Origin of the sequence: Erwinia phyllosphaerae, assembly GCF_019132875.1 — a bacterium.
Classification (GTDB): Bacteria; Pseudomonadota; Gammaproteobacteria; order Enterobacterales; family Enterobacteriaceae; genus Erwinia; species Erwinia phyllosphaerae.
Genome location: NZ_JAHSPF010000004.1, coordinates 377762 through 395497 on the forward strand (window position 1 = coordinate 377762; position 17736 = coordinate 395497).

The window sequence follows — 17736 nt, forward strand, 5'->3', positions numbered from 1 at the left end:
ATGGAAACCGTACTGAGCAAAATCGTGCAGGATAAAGCGGTATGGCTGGCGCAGCGCCAGCAACAGCAGCCGCTGGCTTCTTTTCAAAACGAGATTGAGCCTTCCACGCGCAGTTTTTACCACGCGCTGGCCGGCGCCAGAACCGTGTTTATTCTGGAGTGTAAAAAAGCGTCCCCCTCAAAAGGCTTAATCCGCGAGGATTTCGATCCGGCCACTATCGCTGGCATCTATAAGCATCATGCTTCGGCCGTTTCGGTGCTGACTGACGAGAAATATTTTCAGGGCAGCTTCGACTTTCTGCCCATCGTCAGCGCCGCTATTACCCAGCCGGTACTGTGCAAAGATTTTATTATCGATCCTTACCAGATCTATCTGGCGCGCCATTATCAGGCCGACGCTATTCTGCTGATGCTTTCCGTGCTGGATGATGAACAGTACCGCCAGCTCGCTGCGGTAGCGCACAGTTTAAATATGGGTGTGCTGACGGAAGTGATCAGTGACGAGGAGCTGGAGCGTGCTACCGCACTGGGCGCGAAGGTGGTAGGCATTAATAATCGTGATTTACGCGACCTCTCTATCGATCTGGATCGCACCCGCCGCCTGGCCCCAAAAGTTGCCCATGGCGTGACGGTCATCAGCGAATCCGGCATTAACAGCTATGCGCAGGTGCGCGAGCTGAGCCATTTTGCCAACGGTTTTTTAATCGGCTCGGCATTGATGTCGGAAGATGACCTTTCCTCAGCCGTACGCCGGGTAGTGATTGGTGAAAACAAAGTGTGTGGCCTGACGCGTGCAGAAGATGCGCATGCCGCGCTGGAAGCAGGTGCCGTTTACGGCGGCCTGATTTTTGCCGAAGGTTCACCGCGTAACATTGACGTTGAACAGGCGAAAACGGTGATGGCTGGCGCGGCGCTTAACTACGTCGGCGTTTTCCGCAATAACGCTATAGGTGACGTTGTCACTACCAGCCGCGCGTTAAAGCTGGCTGCGGTGCAGCTTCACGGTGATGAAGATCGCGATTACGTAGCTGAATTACGTAGCCAACTGCCTGCAGCGGTAAAAATCTGGAAAGCATTCAGTATTAAAGAGGCGCTGCCCGCTCGCGACTGGCCGCATATCGATCGCTACGTGTTTGATAGCGGCAACGGCGGCAGCGGCACGCGGTTCGACTGGACGCTGCTGACCGGGCAAAAACTGGATAACGTGCTGCTGGCCGGCGGACTGGGCGCGGACAACTGCGTGGCTGCCGCGCAGCTAGGCTGTGCGGGTCTGGACTTTAACTCTGGCGTTGAAAGCGCACCCGGCCTGAAAGACGCGTCAAAAATTGCCTCGGTGTTTCGTACGCTGAGAGCCTACTGATCGGGCGACGCTCACGCGGCGCCTTTGCGAGAAGAGAAGCGATATGACTTTATTAAATCCCTATTTTGGCGAGTTTGGCGGTATGTACGTGCCGCAAATCCTGATGCCTGCTTTAGAGCAGCTGGAAGAGGCTTTTGTCAGCGCCCAGCGCGATCCTGAATTCCAGGCAGAATTTATTGGCCTGCTGAAAAACTACGCCGGTCGCCCTACAGCCCTGACGCTGTGTCGAAATCTGACCAAAGGCACCAAAACTCGTCTGTATTTGAAGCGCGAAGATCTGCTGCACGGCGGCGCGCACAAGACCAACCAGGTTCTCGGTCAGGCGCTACTGGCAAAGCGCATGGGCAAGACAGAGATTATTGCCGAAACCGGCGCGGGCCAGCACGGCGTTGCTTCGGCCCTTGCCAGCGCGCTGCTTGGCTTGAAATGCCGCATCTATATGGGTGCAAAAGATATCGAGCGCCAGTCACCGAACGTTTTTCGCATGAAGCTGATGGGTGCGGAAGTGATCCCGGTACACAGCGGCTCGGCCACGCTGAAAGATGCCTGTAATGAAGCGCTGCGCGACTGGTCCGGCAGCTATGAAAACGCCCACTATATGCTCGGCACGGCGGCTGGCCCGCATCCTTTCCCGACTATCGTGCGTGAATTCCAGCGGATGATTGGTGAAGAGACCAAAGTTCAGCTACAGGAACAGGAAGGTCGTTTGCCGGATGCGGTCATCGCCTGCGTGGGCGGCGGCTCTAACGCTATCGGCATGTTTGCGGACTTTATTGATGACGCTTCCGTAGGGTTGATTGGTGTTGAACCCGCCGGCCACGGTATCGAAACCGGCGAGCACGGCGCGCCGTTAAAGCACGGCCGCGTGGGGATCTACTTCGGTATGAAAGCGCCGATGATGCAGACGGAAGATGGCCAGATTGAAGAGTCTTACTCTATTTCCGCCGGTCTCGATTTCCCTTCCGTTGGCCCACAGCATGCCCACCTGAACAGCATTGGCCGGGCGGAATACGTCTCCATCACCGATGACGAAGCGATGGATGCCTTTAAAATGCTCTGCCGCAGCGAAGGTATTATTCCTGCCCTTGAGTCCTCCCACGCGTTAGCTCATGCGCTGAAGATGATGCGTGAAGCGCCGGAAAAAGAGCAGCTGCTGGTCGTTAATCTTTCCGGCCGCGGCGACAAAGACATCTTTACCGTTCACGATATTCTGACTGCTAAGGGAGAGATCTGATGGAACGCTATGAACAGCTTTTTCAGCGTTTGCAGGCACGCAAAGAAGGCGCTTTTGTTCCTTTTGTGACGCTGGGCGACCCCACACCCGAGCACTCTCTACAGGTTATCGATGCGCTGATTGCTGGCGGTGCCGATGCGCTGGAGCTGGGGATCCCCTTCTCCGATCCGCTGGCGGACGGCCCGGTTATTCAGAACGCGACGCTGCGCGCCTTTGCGGCTGGCGTAACGCCTGCGCAGTGCTTTGAGCTGCTGGCAGCCGTTCGCCAGAAGTATCCTGAAATACCGATTGGCCTGCTGATGTACGCTAACCTGGTCTTCTCAAACGGTATCGACAATTTTTACGCACGCTGTCAGGAAGTAGGTGTGGATTCGGTGCTGGTGGCAGACGTGCCGGTCGAAGAGTCTGCACCGTTCCGCCAGTCGGCGATGCGCCATAACGTTGCGCCAATTTTTATCTGTCCGCCAAACGCCAGCGACGATCTGCTGCGTGAAATTGCCTCGCACGGTCGTGGTTATACCTACCTGCTTTCACGTGCGGGCGTGACGGGAACAGAGAGCCGCGGAGTCAGCCAGTCTTTGCAGCATCTGGTTAACAAGCTGACCGAATATCACGCCGCGCCGCCGTTACAGGGCTTTGGCATTTCTGAACCTTCCCAGGTTAAAGAGGCCCTGGCTGCGGGCGCGGCGGGCGCGATTTCCGGTTCGGCAATCGTAAAAATTATTGAGCGCCATCACAATGAACCGGCGAAGATGCTGGCTGAACTGCAGAATTTTGTCGCCACGCTGAAAGCCGCAACACGTTAACCGCTTTATGGATGCCTTATCCCCCCGGTAAGGCATCCCGACTTCATGCTCAGTTGCTCTGGACATTCGTTTTCACTGTATGCCAAAGGTAGTAATGGTTAGCTGAATTTCATGACGCTTTCCCGACCGTTTTTTCCTACGCCAGTTTTTTTGCTGCGCTGCCTTCATTCTGTTCTGATAAGACGCTATTTTTTCGCCCTTTTTGCTGTCCGAGCATGGAAAAATCGCCGGCCAGGTCTACGCTTCTTTTACAGAGCGAATCTGTAATAACGGCCAAGGCCATTCGTAAATAACAGGGAGATTTACCATGAAGCTGTTCAAAATGTTGACGGGTATGGTTATCGCAGCCGTTGTGGCTGTTTCAGTCAGCGCCTGCGCGCCAACGGCAAAGCAGGAAGGCACCGGTGGTTATCTTGATGACACGGTCATTACGACCAAAGTTAAAACGGAACTGCTGAATGACGAAGCGCTGAAGTCGCGTGAAATCAACGTAGAAACCTTTAAAGGACGCGTGCAGCTGAGCGGTTTCGTTAGCTCAGCACAGATGGCCAGCCGCGCCGTGCAGGTCACCCGCAGTGTGAAAGGTGTGAAGTCGGTAGTAAATAATATGCAGATTAAGTAAGCTGGCCTTACGGTCAGAACTTTATCAGCAGTCTGAGGGCGGTATTTATTCCGCCCTTTTACTTTCAGCGCCAGTTGGCAGCCAGTACAGGTTGCAGCCGCTGAAGCTCTGCATCGGCAAACATAGCGGTTGCAGACGCTGGCGGTGCAAAGGCAGCCATCGCCTGGACAAGGTTTTCAACATTTTTGTAAAACAGTCTGGACCCGTTACCCGCCGTAATATTCCAGGGCTGTTCGGCAATGTTGGCATACCAGTTATGCAGGGTGACCAGCTGATTACTGCCTGTCACTGAAATTTGCAGATCCTGCTCTTTATGCTGGAACCATAAGAAGTCTGGACTGATGTCACTGCCAAATACCAGCCTCCCCATTGAGCCGCTAAATTCCAGCTCGTTAACGCCGTGTCCCACTTTTACGGTCGACATGATACCGCTGACCACCACATGATTATTACCCTCACCCAGTTTCACCGTTGAGATATTTCCCTCAATAGTGTTCTCGCCATCTCCAACTGTCAGATGATCAATCTCACCAACGATGACATTATTACCATTGCCTGCCGTAATATTGGCTTTTTTCCCCGTCACATTAAATCTGTTGTCACCGTTCCCAGCCACCACCGTGTTAAAAACACCTGCCACATTGATGGTTCTGCTTTCGTCATCCAGTGTGACTTTAGCGAAAGTTTTATCGATCGTTATGGTGTTGAGGTCAGGAATACCTGGCTTAGCCTCCTCAGATGCAGAAGGTAATGAGGGCGGCACTGGTGGAATTGATATATCCGGAACAATTACTGCAGGTTGTTCATGCGATGGTGGCATTCCGATATCGACCGCAGGAACCAGATCCGGCGAGTACTCCGCAAAAATGAAATCGCTCGCACTAACCTGAGAGGTTTCCAGTGTGTCCAGATAGAGCAGATTGACGTTGGTACCCTCAGCACCCTTGTAGATAACGTTAACGCCATGAATTTGAGATAATCCATTGATGGTGCCGCGATTGCTCTGGGTAATGCAAAGCTGGCTGAAATCAGTAATGCCGGTTTGTCGCAAATCAATTTTATCCGTGCCGTGACGGAAGCCACGTAACGCATTTTGGTAGTTCGTCACTCCGGATTGGGCGGCCACCACAAATGTGTCTGACGAGGCGCTATCATGACTGTAGACAGTCCCATTGAGCGTGAAAGTGAAATTGCCCTGAATATCACTACTCATGATAACGCCTCTGCCACCGCCGTTAAGGATCACGGTTCCGAGGCCTTGCTGTGGCTGATGTGTAGAGATGTCGCTACTGGTGTAGCTCTGAGGCGCGATAAACGTATCCTGGAAAAGGAAGTTCCCCGCACCCATCCCGGCGAGTTGCTGATTCTTCAGAACGATGCTCTGGCCCTTACCCAGCTCAACCCGGACATCCGCCGCTTGCTGTGTCAGCTTCAGATCGGAAAATGTTTTTCCGGAGAACCCTACCAAATCGATAGTTTCGCCTCGTGCAGCCTCAAAGTTATTGATAACATCGTTGCCCGCATCACGGCGATGGACGACATAGAAATCTTTACCCGCACCGCCGGTCAGCGTGTTGTTCCCGCGTCCGCCATCCAGTAATGCATCAGCCTTCCCTGCAACCAGCGTATCGTTTCCATCGCCTGTGACAATATTCTGAATAGCAGACGGATTTTTAATCGTCAGTGCAGCACCGCCAATACTGGCAACGCCGCTCAGCAGGTTAACCGTAGTGTTGCGCGAAACGGCCGCTGCGTTGAGTGTATTACGCCCTCCGGCAACGCCATTGACCGAGTCATCCAACACCGCTCGGGTGGTTTGACGGACTACGGCGTCGATATATTCATCGGTATAAAAATAAGTATCGTCTGGACTACTTTTGCTGCCATAAAGTCGTAAGGACCAGGTATTTAATGTGACTGGCAAACCTGAGTTCGCATCGCTGACCTGCAAAGTCCAGTTACCTGCCGAACATTCACCAAAATCGTGGGTGGTCATGAAAGTATATTTAAATGAGCCTGACCGGCTGCTACCCTGGTCAGCCTCACTCGCACCCGGCATACCTTCCGGGATCTTGCCCTGACGGTTAAGCAGTATGCTTTGCGTGCCATCAGGGGAGATCAACCTGAGCGTCAAATCACCCAGACGCCCCACGTCTGCATCAAAGTCAATTTCAACATGCTCAACATTCAGACCAGCCTTCATTGCAATGGACGACGTCAGCGTTGCTCCTGCCACCACATTTTGACCAAGTGGGCCACTGGACGCGCTGTAGACATACTCATTGGCAGCCGTATATTGAGTCATCCAGGCTTCGGATAGTCGAACAGCGGCCCGTGCATCAACTTCACCAAACCCGTAATCATTGCTGGTATGCATCCCGCCACCGTTCCAGCTGCGGCTGCTATTGTCACTCCAGTCGGTGGAAGGATCGTTAATCTTGTGGGCAGAGAGCGCAAGGATCTGTTGGACATCGCGATAGCCAAGATTCGGATTGGCTTCAAGCATTAACGCAACAATACCGGAGACGATTGGCGTGGCAAAGCTGGTTCCCTGCATGCTGCTGTAGTCATTGCCAAAGGTCGAGCCACGATCCGTTTCCAGCATATGGCCGGTTGAGACAATATTGCTGCCCGGCGCTGAAACCAGCAGGCTGGCACCCGGGCTTGAGAACGGTGAAGAACCAATCTGCAGCGTCGATAAGTCACCCTGAGCATTGATTGCCCCCACTTCAACCGAGAAGCGATTATTACTGGTCAGCGACCCCTGCGCATTACCGCCAGCCGCCCGGTCATTGCCGCCAGCCGTAACGATAACCGTCCCTAGTCCACCTCGGCCATTAGCCGCTGCATACTGCGTATTCATACTCAAAGAGCTGGCAGTGTTAACAGTACCTTCCTGCAAATTACTGAGTGCAAAGTCATGGGTGAAGCCCCAGCTATTATTGGCAATGTCAAAACTGACCATGTGTCCAAGCCCGGCGAGGTCGGCACCGTCATTAGCCAGGCTATAGCCGCCTAACGTAGCGTCATAGGCTACACCAACACCACCTTTGTCATTGCGGGCTGCGACCATCACTCCTGCCACCATTGTGGCATGGTTAGAAACCAAACCAGGCAAGGCACCACTGGCCCGTTGAGATTCCAGCCAGGCCCGATCGACATTTACTGCAAGGTCAGGATGATCGATATCAAAGATTTCAGGCGCGGTAGCAAACTGGCCGCCCGGCTCAAACTGTCCAATACGAACGCCTTTCCCGGTATAGTCCTGCCAGACCTGCAGAATATTAGTCTCGCTCAGATACCATTGCTGCGCGGCTAAAGGATCGAGCGGCATATCCGGCGTTAACAGGGTGACGGCAGCCCGCATCGGCGCTGTCTGTCCGCTATTGAGATCCACTACCGAAGCGGAAAGATTACCGGCTGCATCAATCACGCCGTACTTAAAGCTGAGCATGCCTGTATAACTGGTATCCGGCGTGAACAGAACGTCGCCCTGAGCGGTGAGGCTCACCGTACCGCCGGTCGCATCCCCTACATTCGCAATACGTAGTGCTCCCTGGCTGTTAAGGCGCCAATCGTTGGCCAACAGACTATCGGCAGAAATAAGGTGAGCCTGAATATGATCGAAGGCTTTTCCCTCTTTATCACGCGTAAGAACATCTTCAACCGGCATGGCGTTCGGCAGCTGTAAATCAACCGCCGAAATATCCGCAAAATTCAGTTTCTGGATATTTTTTAGTGTTAACATGCCGTCACGCCCGACGACCTTATCGGCAACGCTATAACCGCTGTCGGTACGGGTGATGTTATAGTCGCCGTGATTACCGTGCAGCGTGACCAAATTGATGCCGCCGTCTCCGTCAATCGTGGCATTGCCGTGACCGGCCTCAATCACGTCATCACTGGCGCCGCCGAAAATTTTATCATCGCCGCCGCCAGCATAAATGATGCTGCCCCCGCCGGAAGCATAAATCGTATCGCCCTGAGTACCAGCATAAATAACTGCCTTGCCGCTGCCGCCAATGATGACGTTGTGGCCGCTACCTCCAACCAGCACGTCGTCTCCCATTCCTCCGACCAGCGTTGAATCACCAGAGCCGCCCTTAATAAAGACGCCATTGGCCCCGCCGCTCCTGATGATGTCATTGCCGTCTCCGCCTTCAGCCAGGGTTAAACCTGCCTGCGCCATGTTCAGCTCCACACCTTTACTGCCTACAACGATCGCCGTATCGCGGCCTCCATTGCCGTGAATGTTTTTAGCATCATCAGAGGCGCTGATAACAAAAACGTCATCGCCTGCGCCGCCAACATAAGTGTTGCTCCCCGCGCCGCCAACCAGCCAGCTGCCGGTTTTTGCGGCAATCAACGTATCGTTACCGCTTCCGCCGTACACATTGCTTACGCCCAGCTTTTCCGCATCCAGGGTTTCGTTATGTTGACTCTGGCTGGCCCAGGCCGTGGTGGTTATTCCGTTAGCAGTAGAAGTGACTCGTGTCCCGCTTTCCTGAGCGCTGAGGGTATTGCTGACGGGATCGCCAAGAAAATCGACGGCCAGTACCTCCTGAATTTTGCCGTTGATGGTGAAAGATCCGCTGGCAACCACTCTGTTACCATCACGAACCTCTTCTTTGTTCGTCGCGCGGACATTAATCTGGGTAATGCCCAGCTCGTCCAGCGTCTTCAGTTCACCAGCATTTACCTGTGCATCATGTGAGCCATCGACCCAAACCCGCAGCATGCTCCAGATGGCATCGCGCCGATCGATTACCCCATCCTTATTGCTATCTTCACTGGCAAGAGCGGAAAAACCATCGCTGAATTTTGTTTCGCCCGCGTCCCCGTCAGTACCTGCTTTGCCACCGTAATATTCGGAGAACATCTGGCTGACATCTTTTATCTGACCGCTACCATCGTCTATGACCAGCATCCCAGTAGTACGATCTGCCCAACCACTGCGTTTCAGCGTGCCACTGTTGTCCATATCGAAAAGTACGCCATCACGGATGTCGGTCATATGCACCCCGTCGCCGCTTAAATCCAGCAACAGCGGATCGACATAGGTATTGAAGGTGGTCATTGCCGACAATCCGTTAAGCGTTGCGGCGTTAAGCAGGTTGAAGTAAGAGTCAGTCCCTTCTGGGGTTTTGTAAAACTCCGACAGCCAGCTGTTAGGACGGGCATTAGGATCGAGCTGCAGTTCGCCGGGACGAATACCACCAGAGGCCAGACTGGCCATCTGAGAGGAGGTAAAATCGGTTTTATTCAGCAAATCGTCGAAGGTGTAAATTTTATGCGTAGCGGCATTGACGATATAGCCATTGGCGGCATCCTGCTGCGCCTGACTTTCTCCCTGAATGGATGTTTGAGGTACAGGCGAGGAGTTGATATTGATGTTAATCAGGCTGGTTCCATCCTGACTGGAAACCCTTTCTTCCGGGGAAAGCCATTTACAAACGCCCGTATTTTTATCAAGATAGCAATCATCATTACGCATAAGATTATCGCGAATGATTTGAGCGCCTTCGTTATACAACATGTTTTTCAAAGCAAAAATATTGTTTGTCGGGATTAGGTTACCCTGGAAATCTTTATCATTATATCCAATAACATTCAGTGATTTATAAACAAAATCCACGCAGCTATTAGTGAGAACATTATATTTATCTTCATTAAAACCATATTTTTGAGAATTTTTAGAAAAATCCAACAATTGATCATACTGATTTTTAGTCAATGATACAGTAATTTCAGTAGAGGTTCGCTGATAGGCCAAGTTATCAGAGTTAACCACGCGTCCTTGATCAAAGGGTTTGTAGTTTTCTGACGCAAAACCATAACTAAATTCTTTCCCGCTACCATCACTTAAAGAATACCACATATGACCACTACTGGATTTACCAATCTCTTCATCAGTTAGCCTATTACCCTTATCGTCATAAGGGATATAACCTGACCCTATTGTGGCGACTTTATATGTTACCGTGTATTTTCCTTCCATTTTTAAATTTCCTTATCAGAAAATGAACTTATCATGAGACATATAGTAAGAAACTCCGGCAAAACCAGAAATTCCGTTTAAAGCGGGGTTATCTGTCAATATAGTGAAGGTGGCAGAGTAATAACCAGATTGTAATTCAAGTATTTTTACAAGTCGCTCAGCAACATATACAGTTTTTTCCCTTTCTTCATCACGGATGTTTTTACTGCTAAAATATCCATTAGTCTCTAAGGTGTTTTCATAATAAACCTTTCCGTCTTTAATCAGGCTCAGTGAAATGGGAACAGTAACGCCCCCCTTATATACATCTCCAAATAATGCTGTCCTTTTGTGTATTTCCTCAGAAGTACCTCCTTGATCAAACAGTAAAGTAAATTTATAGTATTCATCCTTTTTGATCTCAAAATCAATAGTTACGGACTGGCCAGCATGCGTGACATCTAATAATTTATACCGATGGAGAGGATCATCACAAAATTTCACACACCAGAGACTTTTGACCAGAAACCGGGTAAATAACCAGCCATTGTACCAATAAGAATTCATTTTTCGGTCCATCTCCCGGCTCTCATTTTCAACACGGGCTAAGTTTTCTGGCGTAAAATAGATGGCGTGGGCATAAATCGGGATTCTATCAAAATCAGCCATATCCTTAAGGAGGGTAATCTTTAAAGAATAACGCCCTGGGGGTAAGTAGGCGATCTTAATATTTCGCACCATTGCACGTATATTTGACTCATTGCGATAAAAGGAATGCTCCCGAACGGTCCCCACCGTTTCTATTTTTTCATCGAAAACCATTTTGCCGTCTTTGATCAGACGCAGTGAGACAGGTATCATCTTACCTGCACTATTGATACTGCCAAATAGTGTCAGTTTCTTTCTTAATTCAACTTCATCCTTACTGTTATAGCCTTTGGAAAACAAAAGAGAAAATTGATAAGGTCCGGATTTATTGATTTCAAAATCTAACTGTGCCGAACACCCAGCCCGTGCCTGTATTATAGGCTCAATAATATTCACTGGCCTGGCGCGAAATACAGACCATAAAAAAGTAATAAAAACAAAAAATATCAAAACCTTGTATAGCCTGTCTATACCTTTTGTTTTTTCCATCTTTTATCTCCATTATTTAATCTGATCTTTAACGCTCTCTCATGCTTTCATCAATATGCTGTTGCAATGGACTCAGGACGTAATCAATCACCCTACGCCTGTCGGTTTTTATCTCTGCGGTAACTGACATTCCAGGCGATAGCGCAACCTGGCGGCCATTGATTTTTATTTGATCTGATTTAAGCCGAATTCTGCTGCTATAGATGAGCCCACGCTTTTCATCCTCAATGGCATCTTCAGACACGTTAAGCACTTCGCCGGCCAGGGTACCATAACGGGTGAAGGTGAAAGTCTCGACTTTGACCGTGACCGCTTGTCCGACATGAACGAAGCCCACGTCCTTATTTTCCAGCATGGCTTCCACTTCTACAGGTTGATTTGCAGGAACGATAACCATCAGCGCTTGTGCAGGTGTGACCACGCCACCCACGGTATGGACCGCCAGTTGCTGCACCGTGCCGGCAACCGGAGCCGTGAGGCTGGCCAGGTTTTCCTGATAACGGGCCTTAGCCAACTCTTGTACCTGGACAGCCACCTTTTGCCTGGCTTCCTGTAACAGGTCAAGCATCGCTCGTCTGTTTTGTGCAATAACGTTCTCGCGACGGCGTCGGGCTTCTTCCAAAGCTGCGGTATGCTGCAAAACACTGGCCTGCTGTATGCTCAACTGCCGTTCAAGATCCAGCCGGGATTGTTCTTTCTCCAGATACTCATGTTGCGAGACATAATTTTTCTTAACTAATCTTTGGTAATCTGCGGTCAGTCGCTTAGCAATCGGTACCGCTTGTTGCAGGCTGACCACCTGGGCCTGAGCTGACTGGATTTCGGCACTGCGCTGGTGGATTTCGGCATCGACCAGCGCCAGGCTGCTCTGGTACTCCTGATATTGTCCCTGAAGCCAGCGCCTGGCGCTTATAATCTGTTCAGGGCTGGCATGAGTCATCGTCCTTTCCACCAGCTGCGGCGGCCGCTGTTGGTTAATCGCATCCAGCATCGCTGCTCCCCGCGCGCTGTCAATACGGGCAGCCAGTAACTCACTCTCGATCCGGCTGACATCGGCGTTTGCCGCCGTCGGGTCAAGCTCAACCAGCAGTTCACCAACCTTTACCCTCTGACCATCGCTGACGTGAATGGCTTTGACCACCGCTGTTTCACTGGATTGAATCAGTTTGGTTTTCCCACTGGGAACAATTTTCCCTGGCGCAACCGCCACCACCTCGATTTTGCCAGTGCAGGCCCAGATCAATGCCAGCGTAGCGAAACCTATAATGGCCCAGCAGAAAATTCTGGGTGACGGATGCACCGGTGTTTCCTGTAATTCCAGTGCCGAAGGTAAAAATTGCAGTTCATGGGCAAGCCGCGCCGGGACGTCCATGTTTTTGCGTTGACGCCAGGACTGACTCCAGACGTTCCGATAGCGCTGCAATAAAGAAAGCATGTCGCTCATAAGTGATTCTCATCCTTGAATCAGGGTCAATTTTTCCTGCCAGGTCAGCCAGCACTCAGCCTCTAATATCTGAAGAAAGACCGCCTCTCAGCCCTGCTGCATACGATACAGTCGTGAATAGTGGCCATTCTGTTTTGCCAGTAGCTCTGCATGAGCACCTTGTTCAACTATTTCGCCTCGATCCATAACCAGAATACGATGAGCGTCGCGCACCGCTGACAATCGATGGGCGATGATAATGACCGTGCGGCCCTGACAAATGCTTTTCATGTTTTGCTGTACCACACGTTCAGATTCATAATCCAGCGCACTGGTTGCCTCGTCAAAAATCAAAATGCGGGGATTGCCGATCAAAGCACGCGCAATAGCTACCCGTTGCCGCTGCCCACCGGAAAGTGATGTGCCATGTTCTCCAACCACTGTGTCGTAACCCTCTGGCAATTCCAGGATAAATTCATGAGCACCGGCCATGCTGGCAGCATGCATCACCACCTCAAGCGGTGCACCCGGATCGATTAAGGCGATATTTTCGCGAATGCTACGGTTGAACAGCATATTTTCCTGCAGTACCACGCCAATTTGCCGACGAAGCGAAGAAACATCAGTCAGCGCCAGATCCATGCCATCAACCATTACCCGTCCACGTTCAGGCACATAGAGTCGTTGCAGCAAACGAGTCAGCGTGCTTTTTCCCGAACCTGAGCGGCCCACCACACCGATGATCTCACCGGCACCAATGACGAGATTGACGCTGCGCAGCACCTCACTGCCATCAGGCCGGTAGCGAAAATACACTTGTTCGAACGTTATTTGCCCTTTCAGGGATGGCATCGTGCTGCGTGTGGCCTGCGCCAGTTCAGTATGAGAATTAAGAATGTCACCCAGACGCTGTACCGAAACACCGGTTTGCTGAAAGCTGGTCCACAGTTGCGCCAGCCGCATGATTGGGCCGCTGACACGGCCAGCCAGCATATTAAATGCAATTAATTCCCCGACCGACAGCTCCCCCTCGATCACCAGACGGGCGCCAATCCACAAAGTAGCGACCGTCACCAGTTTGCCAATCAAAGAGACGCTTTCATTGGCAACAGTGGACAAGGTCTGGGTTTTAAATCCTGCGGCAACATAAGCCGCCATTTGATTATCCCACTGGCGAACAACCTGCGGTTCCACAGCCATTGATTTCAGGGTGTCGATACCATTGATCGTTTCGACAAGAAATGCCTGATTCTCGGCACCACGTGTAAAACTTTCCTGTAATCGCCTGCGCAACAGAGGCGTGATCAGCACTGAGATCAATACATAGAGCGGCAATGACACCAACACAACTAAAGTCAGCCAGCCACTGTAACAGAGCATCACAAGGATAAAGACCAGCGAAAAAAGCACATCAAGCAGTAAGGTGATGGCGTTACCAGTAAGGAAACTGCGGATATTTTCCAGCTCGCGTACGCGGGCAACAGAATCACCAACTCGCCTTACCTGAAAATAAGCCAGCGGCAGATTGATCAGATGCCGGAACAGGCCAGAGCCCAACTCCACATCAATTCGGCTGGTCGTATGGATAAATACATAGCTGCGTAAGCCGCTCAGGAGGGATTCAAACAGCATGATGCCCAGCAGTCCGGCGGCGATAACATCCAGCGTGGTGAGACCGTGGTGTACCAGGACTTTGTCCATAACCACCTGAAAGAACAAGGGTGTGACCAGGGCAAACAGCTGCAGGACAAAAGATCCCAGTAAAACCTCCCCTAACAGCTTGCGGTATTTGACGATCGCCGGGACAAACCAGGTGAAGTCAAAACGTGAGGACTCACCGGAAATTGCGTTACTGGAACGCACAAGAACCAGTTGTCCGGCCCAGCGTCGCTCAAGTTCATCAAATCCGATAACTTCGGGACGCGCTGAACGAGGATCCTGGATCAGGGCCCGCTCCTTATCCACCCTGGCGAGGATGAAAAACGTTCCATCACGATCAATAGCAATGGCAGGCAATGGCGAGTGCTGAAGCCTGGCAATGCTGGTATGAACTGCCCGGGCCTTCAGCCCCGATTTACGGGCAGCCAGCAGCAGCTCTTGCAGGGTGACACCTTGCTCTGCGGCAGAGAACTCATGCGCGAGCTGTTCGACTGACAGGGCTATATTGTGAAATCTGGCGATCATTGCCAGGCAAAGCAAACCCGTATCCGGTTGCTGAGTGGAGGAAGGGGAACGAGTGCAGTTTTGATCTTTTAGCATCTGGCGTCCTTGCCTGTTTTAAACAGATGGCAGCGGGAAATGAAAAGCGCGGTTTACCATTAATACAACTGAGCCTCCCAGGCTCAGTAAACTCAAACCCTGTTAAAGGCGCCATCTCACTGAATTAATAGTTCAAATAATGTAAAGACTGTGTAAGTTTTGCGTATTATCCGCTCAGGTGAACAAAAAGAAAACAATTTTTATTAATTTTTGAAATGAGTTGACCTCATGGGGCATGAGCTGAGGATGCGCTGAAATAGATTAAAACTGCGTGAGTTATTACTGAAAAACGGGAAAATGCGGGTGGAGAAACTTCTCCCGTTTTTTAAAGTCCAGCTGCTGGCTTCAGTTGCCAGCTGGTCGGCATTTCAGAGATCGCGACTTTACCGTTGTCAGGGCGCGGATGCGCCTTTTTGCTGTGTATTACAGATCAGAAGCGGTAACCAGCCCCGAAGAAGAAGACAAAGGGATTAATGTGGGTATCGATACTCTGTCGTCCCGCGCCTGCGGCATCAAAGCGGACTTTGGTGTCAATATCCATGTACCACAGGGAGGCGTTCAGCATCCACTGTGGCGACAGCTGATAGTCCAGCCCCACCTGACCCGCCACGCCCCAGCTGTTTTTTACGCTGAGATTGCTCAGACCCGCATCACGCCCGGTCTGGTTGAAATCCGTGTCGTAAAACATCGTGTAGTTGACGCCGATGCCTGCATAAGGCTGGAGCTTGCTGTTATTTCCCATAAAGTACCATTGTGCCATCAGCGTTGGCGGTAGCTGATGAACGGTCGCCAGCGTCCCGGTAGAAGCTAACCCGACCTTATGGCGAAACGGCGTTGCGCCCAGCAGCTCGACGCCGACGTTATCGGTCAGCATATAGGTAAAAGTCAGTCCCAGCTGGGTATTGTTATCGATATCAAACTCGCCTAACCCCAGTACGTTATCGGAACCGCCGGTAGGACGCACCGTTGCAGAACCGGCACGCATAAAGAAATCGCCGGCCTGATGTGCAGATGCCACTACCGGCGCACAGGCCGCCACCAATAACGCTAATACTGAAATTTTCATAACCACTCCTTTGTCAGGTGAAAGATGCGCAATGTTGTCTTCTTTTTTTTAACGCGAAGATTTTAGCTTTATTTTCATAAAGATCACCCTAATAAAAGCGAAAGCGGCAGTAAATTCAGCAAAAATTGATCTGGATCAAAATATGTTAATTACATTAACAAAAGTGATGTAATTTAAAGCGGGTACTGTCTGGCAGGCCGCGGTCAACGCGAGAGCGGCCCAACAAAAGCATGATGGGTTACCTGCACTAAGCTAGCGGTACAAAGAAGGAAGACGGCGATGACCAGCGATAACGGATTGCATCTTAGCCAAACGGAAAGTTGTGTAAGTCGGGGTGCCAGGTTGGCTTAAGACCATGTACAATCGCCGGATCGCTAAATTCGGCTCTCAAGGAGTGTACATGTCATTCACGGCGGCTTCGTTATACCGTGACACGGGAAATTTTTTTCGCCATCAGCTGATTACTATTGTGCTGATCGCTTTGCTGACCTCATTTATTACTGTTTTAATCGGCCATGCTTTAACACCCGATATGGCCACGCTCGCGGGTAAAGACGACGCCTCGATGAGCCTGCTGGAATGGGTGCGAACGCTAACGCCGGAACAGCAGCGTGTTCTGCTACACGCTTCTGCCGCTGGCACCTTTGCCTCGCTGGTAGGCAATACGCTACTGGCAGGTGCGATGCTTAGCCTGATCCCGATGGTTTCCGCTGGCGAACGCGTTAGCGCGCTACGCGCTATCGGCGTTGCTGCACCCTCTCTGCCCCGTCTGCTGATACTGGTATTTTTTATGACGCTGATTGTGCAGCTGGGCTTTATGGCGCTGGTCGCTCCGGGCTTTATTCTCGCCACCGTGCTGGCAATGTCGCCAATTATTCAGGCGAAAGAAAACGTGGGCGCTTTTGCCGCCATGCGCGCCAGTACGCGCCTGGTCTGGAGTCAGGTTAAGGTCGTGGCCCCGGCTATTGCCGTGTGGCTGCTGGCAAAAATGGCGGTGCTGCTGCTGGCTTCGTCGCTGACCGTGCTGCCCGCTAACGTCGCCTCCGTGCTGATGAACGCCCTGAGCAACCTGTTTTCGGCGATACTGATTATCTATCTCTATCGCCTTTATATGCTGTTACGTTAATCAGTCGCTGCACGCCTGCTGGCGTGCAGCCCCTACTGGCCTGATAACCGGAAACCTCTATGAAGCAGTTACTTGATTTTCTTCCCCTCGTGGTCTTTTTTGTCTTTTATAAGCTTTACGATATTTATGTCGCTTCGGGCGCGCTGATCGCGGCTACTGCGCTGGCGCTGGTGGCCAGCTGGTTCCTGTATCGCAAGCTGGAAAAAATGACCATTGTGACCTTTGTACTGGTCGCCGTTTTCGGCACGCTGACGCTGGTTTTCCATAACGACGAATTTATTAAGTGGAAGGTCACGGTAATCTATACGCTGTTTGCTGGCGCGCTGCTGTTCAGCCAGTTCTGGATGAAGCAGACGCTGATTCAAAGCATGCTGGGTAAAGAGCTGACGCTGCCGGATGCCGCCTGGCGCCGTCTGAACGTCGCCTGGGCACTGTTCTTCTTTGCCTGCGGCCTCGCCAATATTTACGTGGCTTTTTGGCTGCCTCAGGAAGTCTGGGTTAACTTTAAGGTATTTGGCTTAACCGTCCTGACGCTGCTCTTTACCTTGCTTAGCGGCGTATATATCTATCGCCTGATGCCGCAGGACGAAAAGTAATCACGGCAGCAGGTTAAATCGGAAAAGCGCTTTTATCATGCAAAACACACTTTTATAGGCTCTTTAATAAAGGTGTGTTTTCGCTAAAACTGATTCAATACACCTCGTCATTCCGCTATACGCAGCTCGCC

General features: G+C 51.2%; 11 protein-coding genes. 6 read left to right on the forward strand and 5 right to left on the reverse strand.

Translation table 11 applies throughout. The annotated features are described in order from the left end of the window. From trpCF to KUE00_RS10025, 4 genes are all read left to right on the forward strand, one after another. The gene (trpCF, locus tag KUE00_RS10010) at positions 1–1359 is read left to right on the forward strand and encodes a bifunctional indole-3-glycerol-phosphate synthase TrpC/phosphoribosylanthranilate isomerase TrpF (RefSeq protein WP_246759688.1); all 1359 of its coding nucleotides are present in this window, start codon (positions 1–3) and stop codon (positions 1357–1359) included. Positions 1360–1402: 43 nt separating this feature from the next. Next, positions 1403–2593 (forward strand): tryptophan synthase subunit beta, encoded by a 1191-nt coding sequence (gene trpB / locus KUE00_RS10015; protein WP_246759689.1) that lies wholly within the window; start codon positions 1403–1405, stop codon positions 2591–2593. Further along, positions 2593–3399, forward strand: a complete 807-nt coding sequence (gene trpA, locus KUE00_RS10020) for a tryptophan synthase subunit alpha (protein WP_246759690.1) — start codon at positions 2593–2595, stop codon at positions 3397–3399. Before trpB ends, trpA begins: the two co-directional genes overlap by 1 nt. Positions 3400–3706: 307 nt before the next feature. Next, the gene (locus KUE00_RS10025; RefSeq protein ID WP_246759691.1) at positions 3707–4021 is read left to right on the forward strand and encodes a BON domain-containing protein; all 315 of its coding nucleotides are present in this window, start codon (positions 3707–3709) and stop codon (positions 4019–4021) included. Between the two features lie 64 nt (positions 4022–4085). On the opposite strand, the gene KUE00_RS10030 is transcribed toward KUE00_RS10025, so the two are convergent. The 5 genes from KUE00_RS10030 to ompW all read right to left on the reverse strand — a co-directional run bounded on the left by KUE00_RS10030 (position 4086) and on the right by ompW (position 15883). Further along, entirely contained in the window at positions 4086–10019 is a 5934-nt protein-coding gene (locus tag KUE00_RS10030) for a S8 family serine peptidase (RefSeq protein ID WP_246759692.1), read from the reverse strand. Between the two features lie 15 nt (positions 10020–10034). Next, entirely contained in the window at positions 10035–11135 is a 1101-nt protein-coding gene (locus tag KUE00_RS10035; RefSeq protein WP_246759694.1) for a DUF5625 family protein, read from the reverse strand. Positions 11136–11163: 28 nt separating this feature from the next. Continuing rightward, complete coding sequence (locus KUE00_RS10040) at positions 11164–12579, reverse strand: HlyD family type I secretion periplasmic adaptor subunit (protein ID WP_246759695.1); 1416 nt, start codon at positions 12577–12579, stop codon at positions 11164–11166. An 87-nt stretch (positions 12580–12666) separates the two neighbouring features. Then, positions 12667–14817, reverse strand: a complete 2151-nt coding sequence (locus tag KUE00_RS10045; protein ID WP_281434554.1) for a type I secretion system permease/ATPase — start codon at positions 14815–14817, stop codon at positions 12667–12669. A 430-nt stretch (positions 14818–15247) separates the two neighbouring features. Further along, positions 15248–15883: an outer membrane protein OmpW gene (gene ompW / locus KUE00_RS10050; protein WP_246759696.1), complete on the reverse strand. Its 636-nt coding sequence runs from the start codon at positions 15881–15883 to the stop codon at positions 15248–15250. A 400-nt stretch (positions 15884–16283) separates the two neighbouring features. Here ompW and KUE00_RS10055 point away from each other — a divergent pair, with 400 nt between their 5' ends. Beyond that, the gene (locus tag KUE00_RS10055) at positions 16284–17009 is read left to right on the forward strand and encodes a YciC family protein (RefSeq protein WP_246759697.1); all 726 of its coding nucleotides are present in this window, start codon (positions 16284–16286) and stop codon (positions 17007–17009) included. Positions 17010–17068: 59 nt separating this feature from the next. Beyond that, complete coding sequence (locus KUE00_RS10060) at positions 17069–17605, forward strand: septation protein A (RefSeq protein ID WP_246759698.1); 537 nt, start codon at positions 17069–17071, stop codon at positions 17603–17605. The last annotated feature ends 131 nt before the right edge of the window (positions 17606–17736 follow it).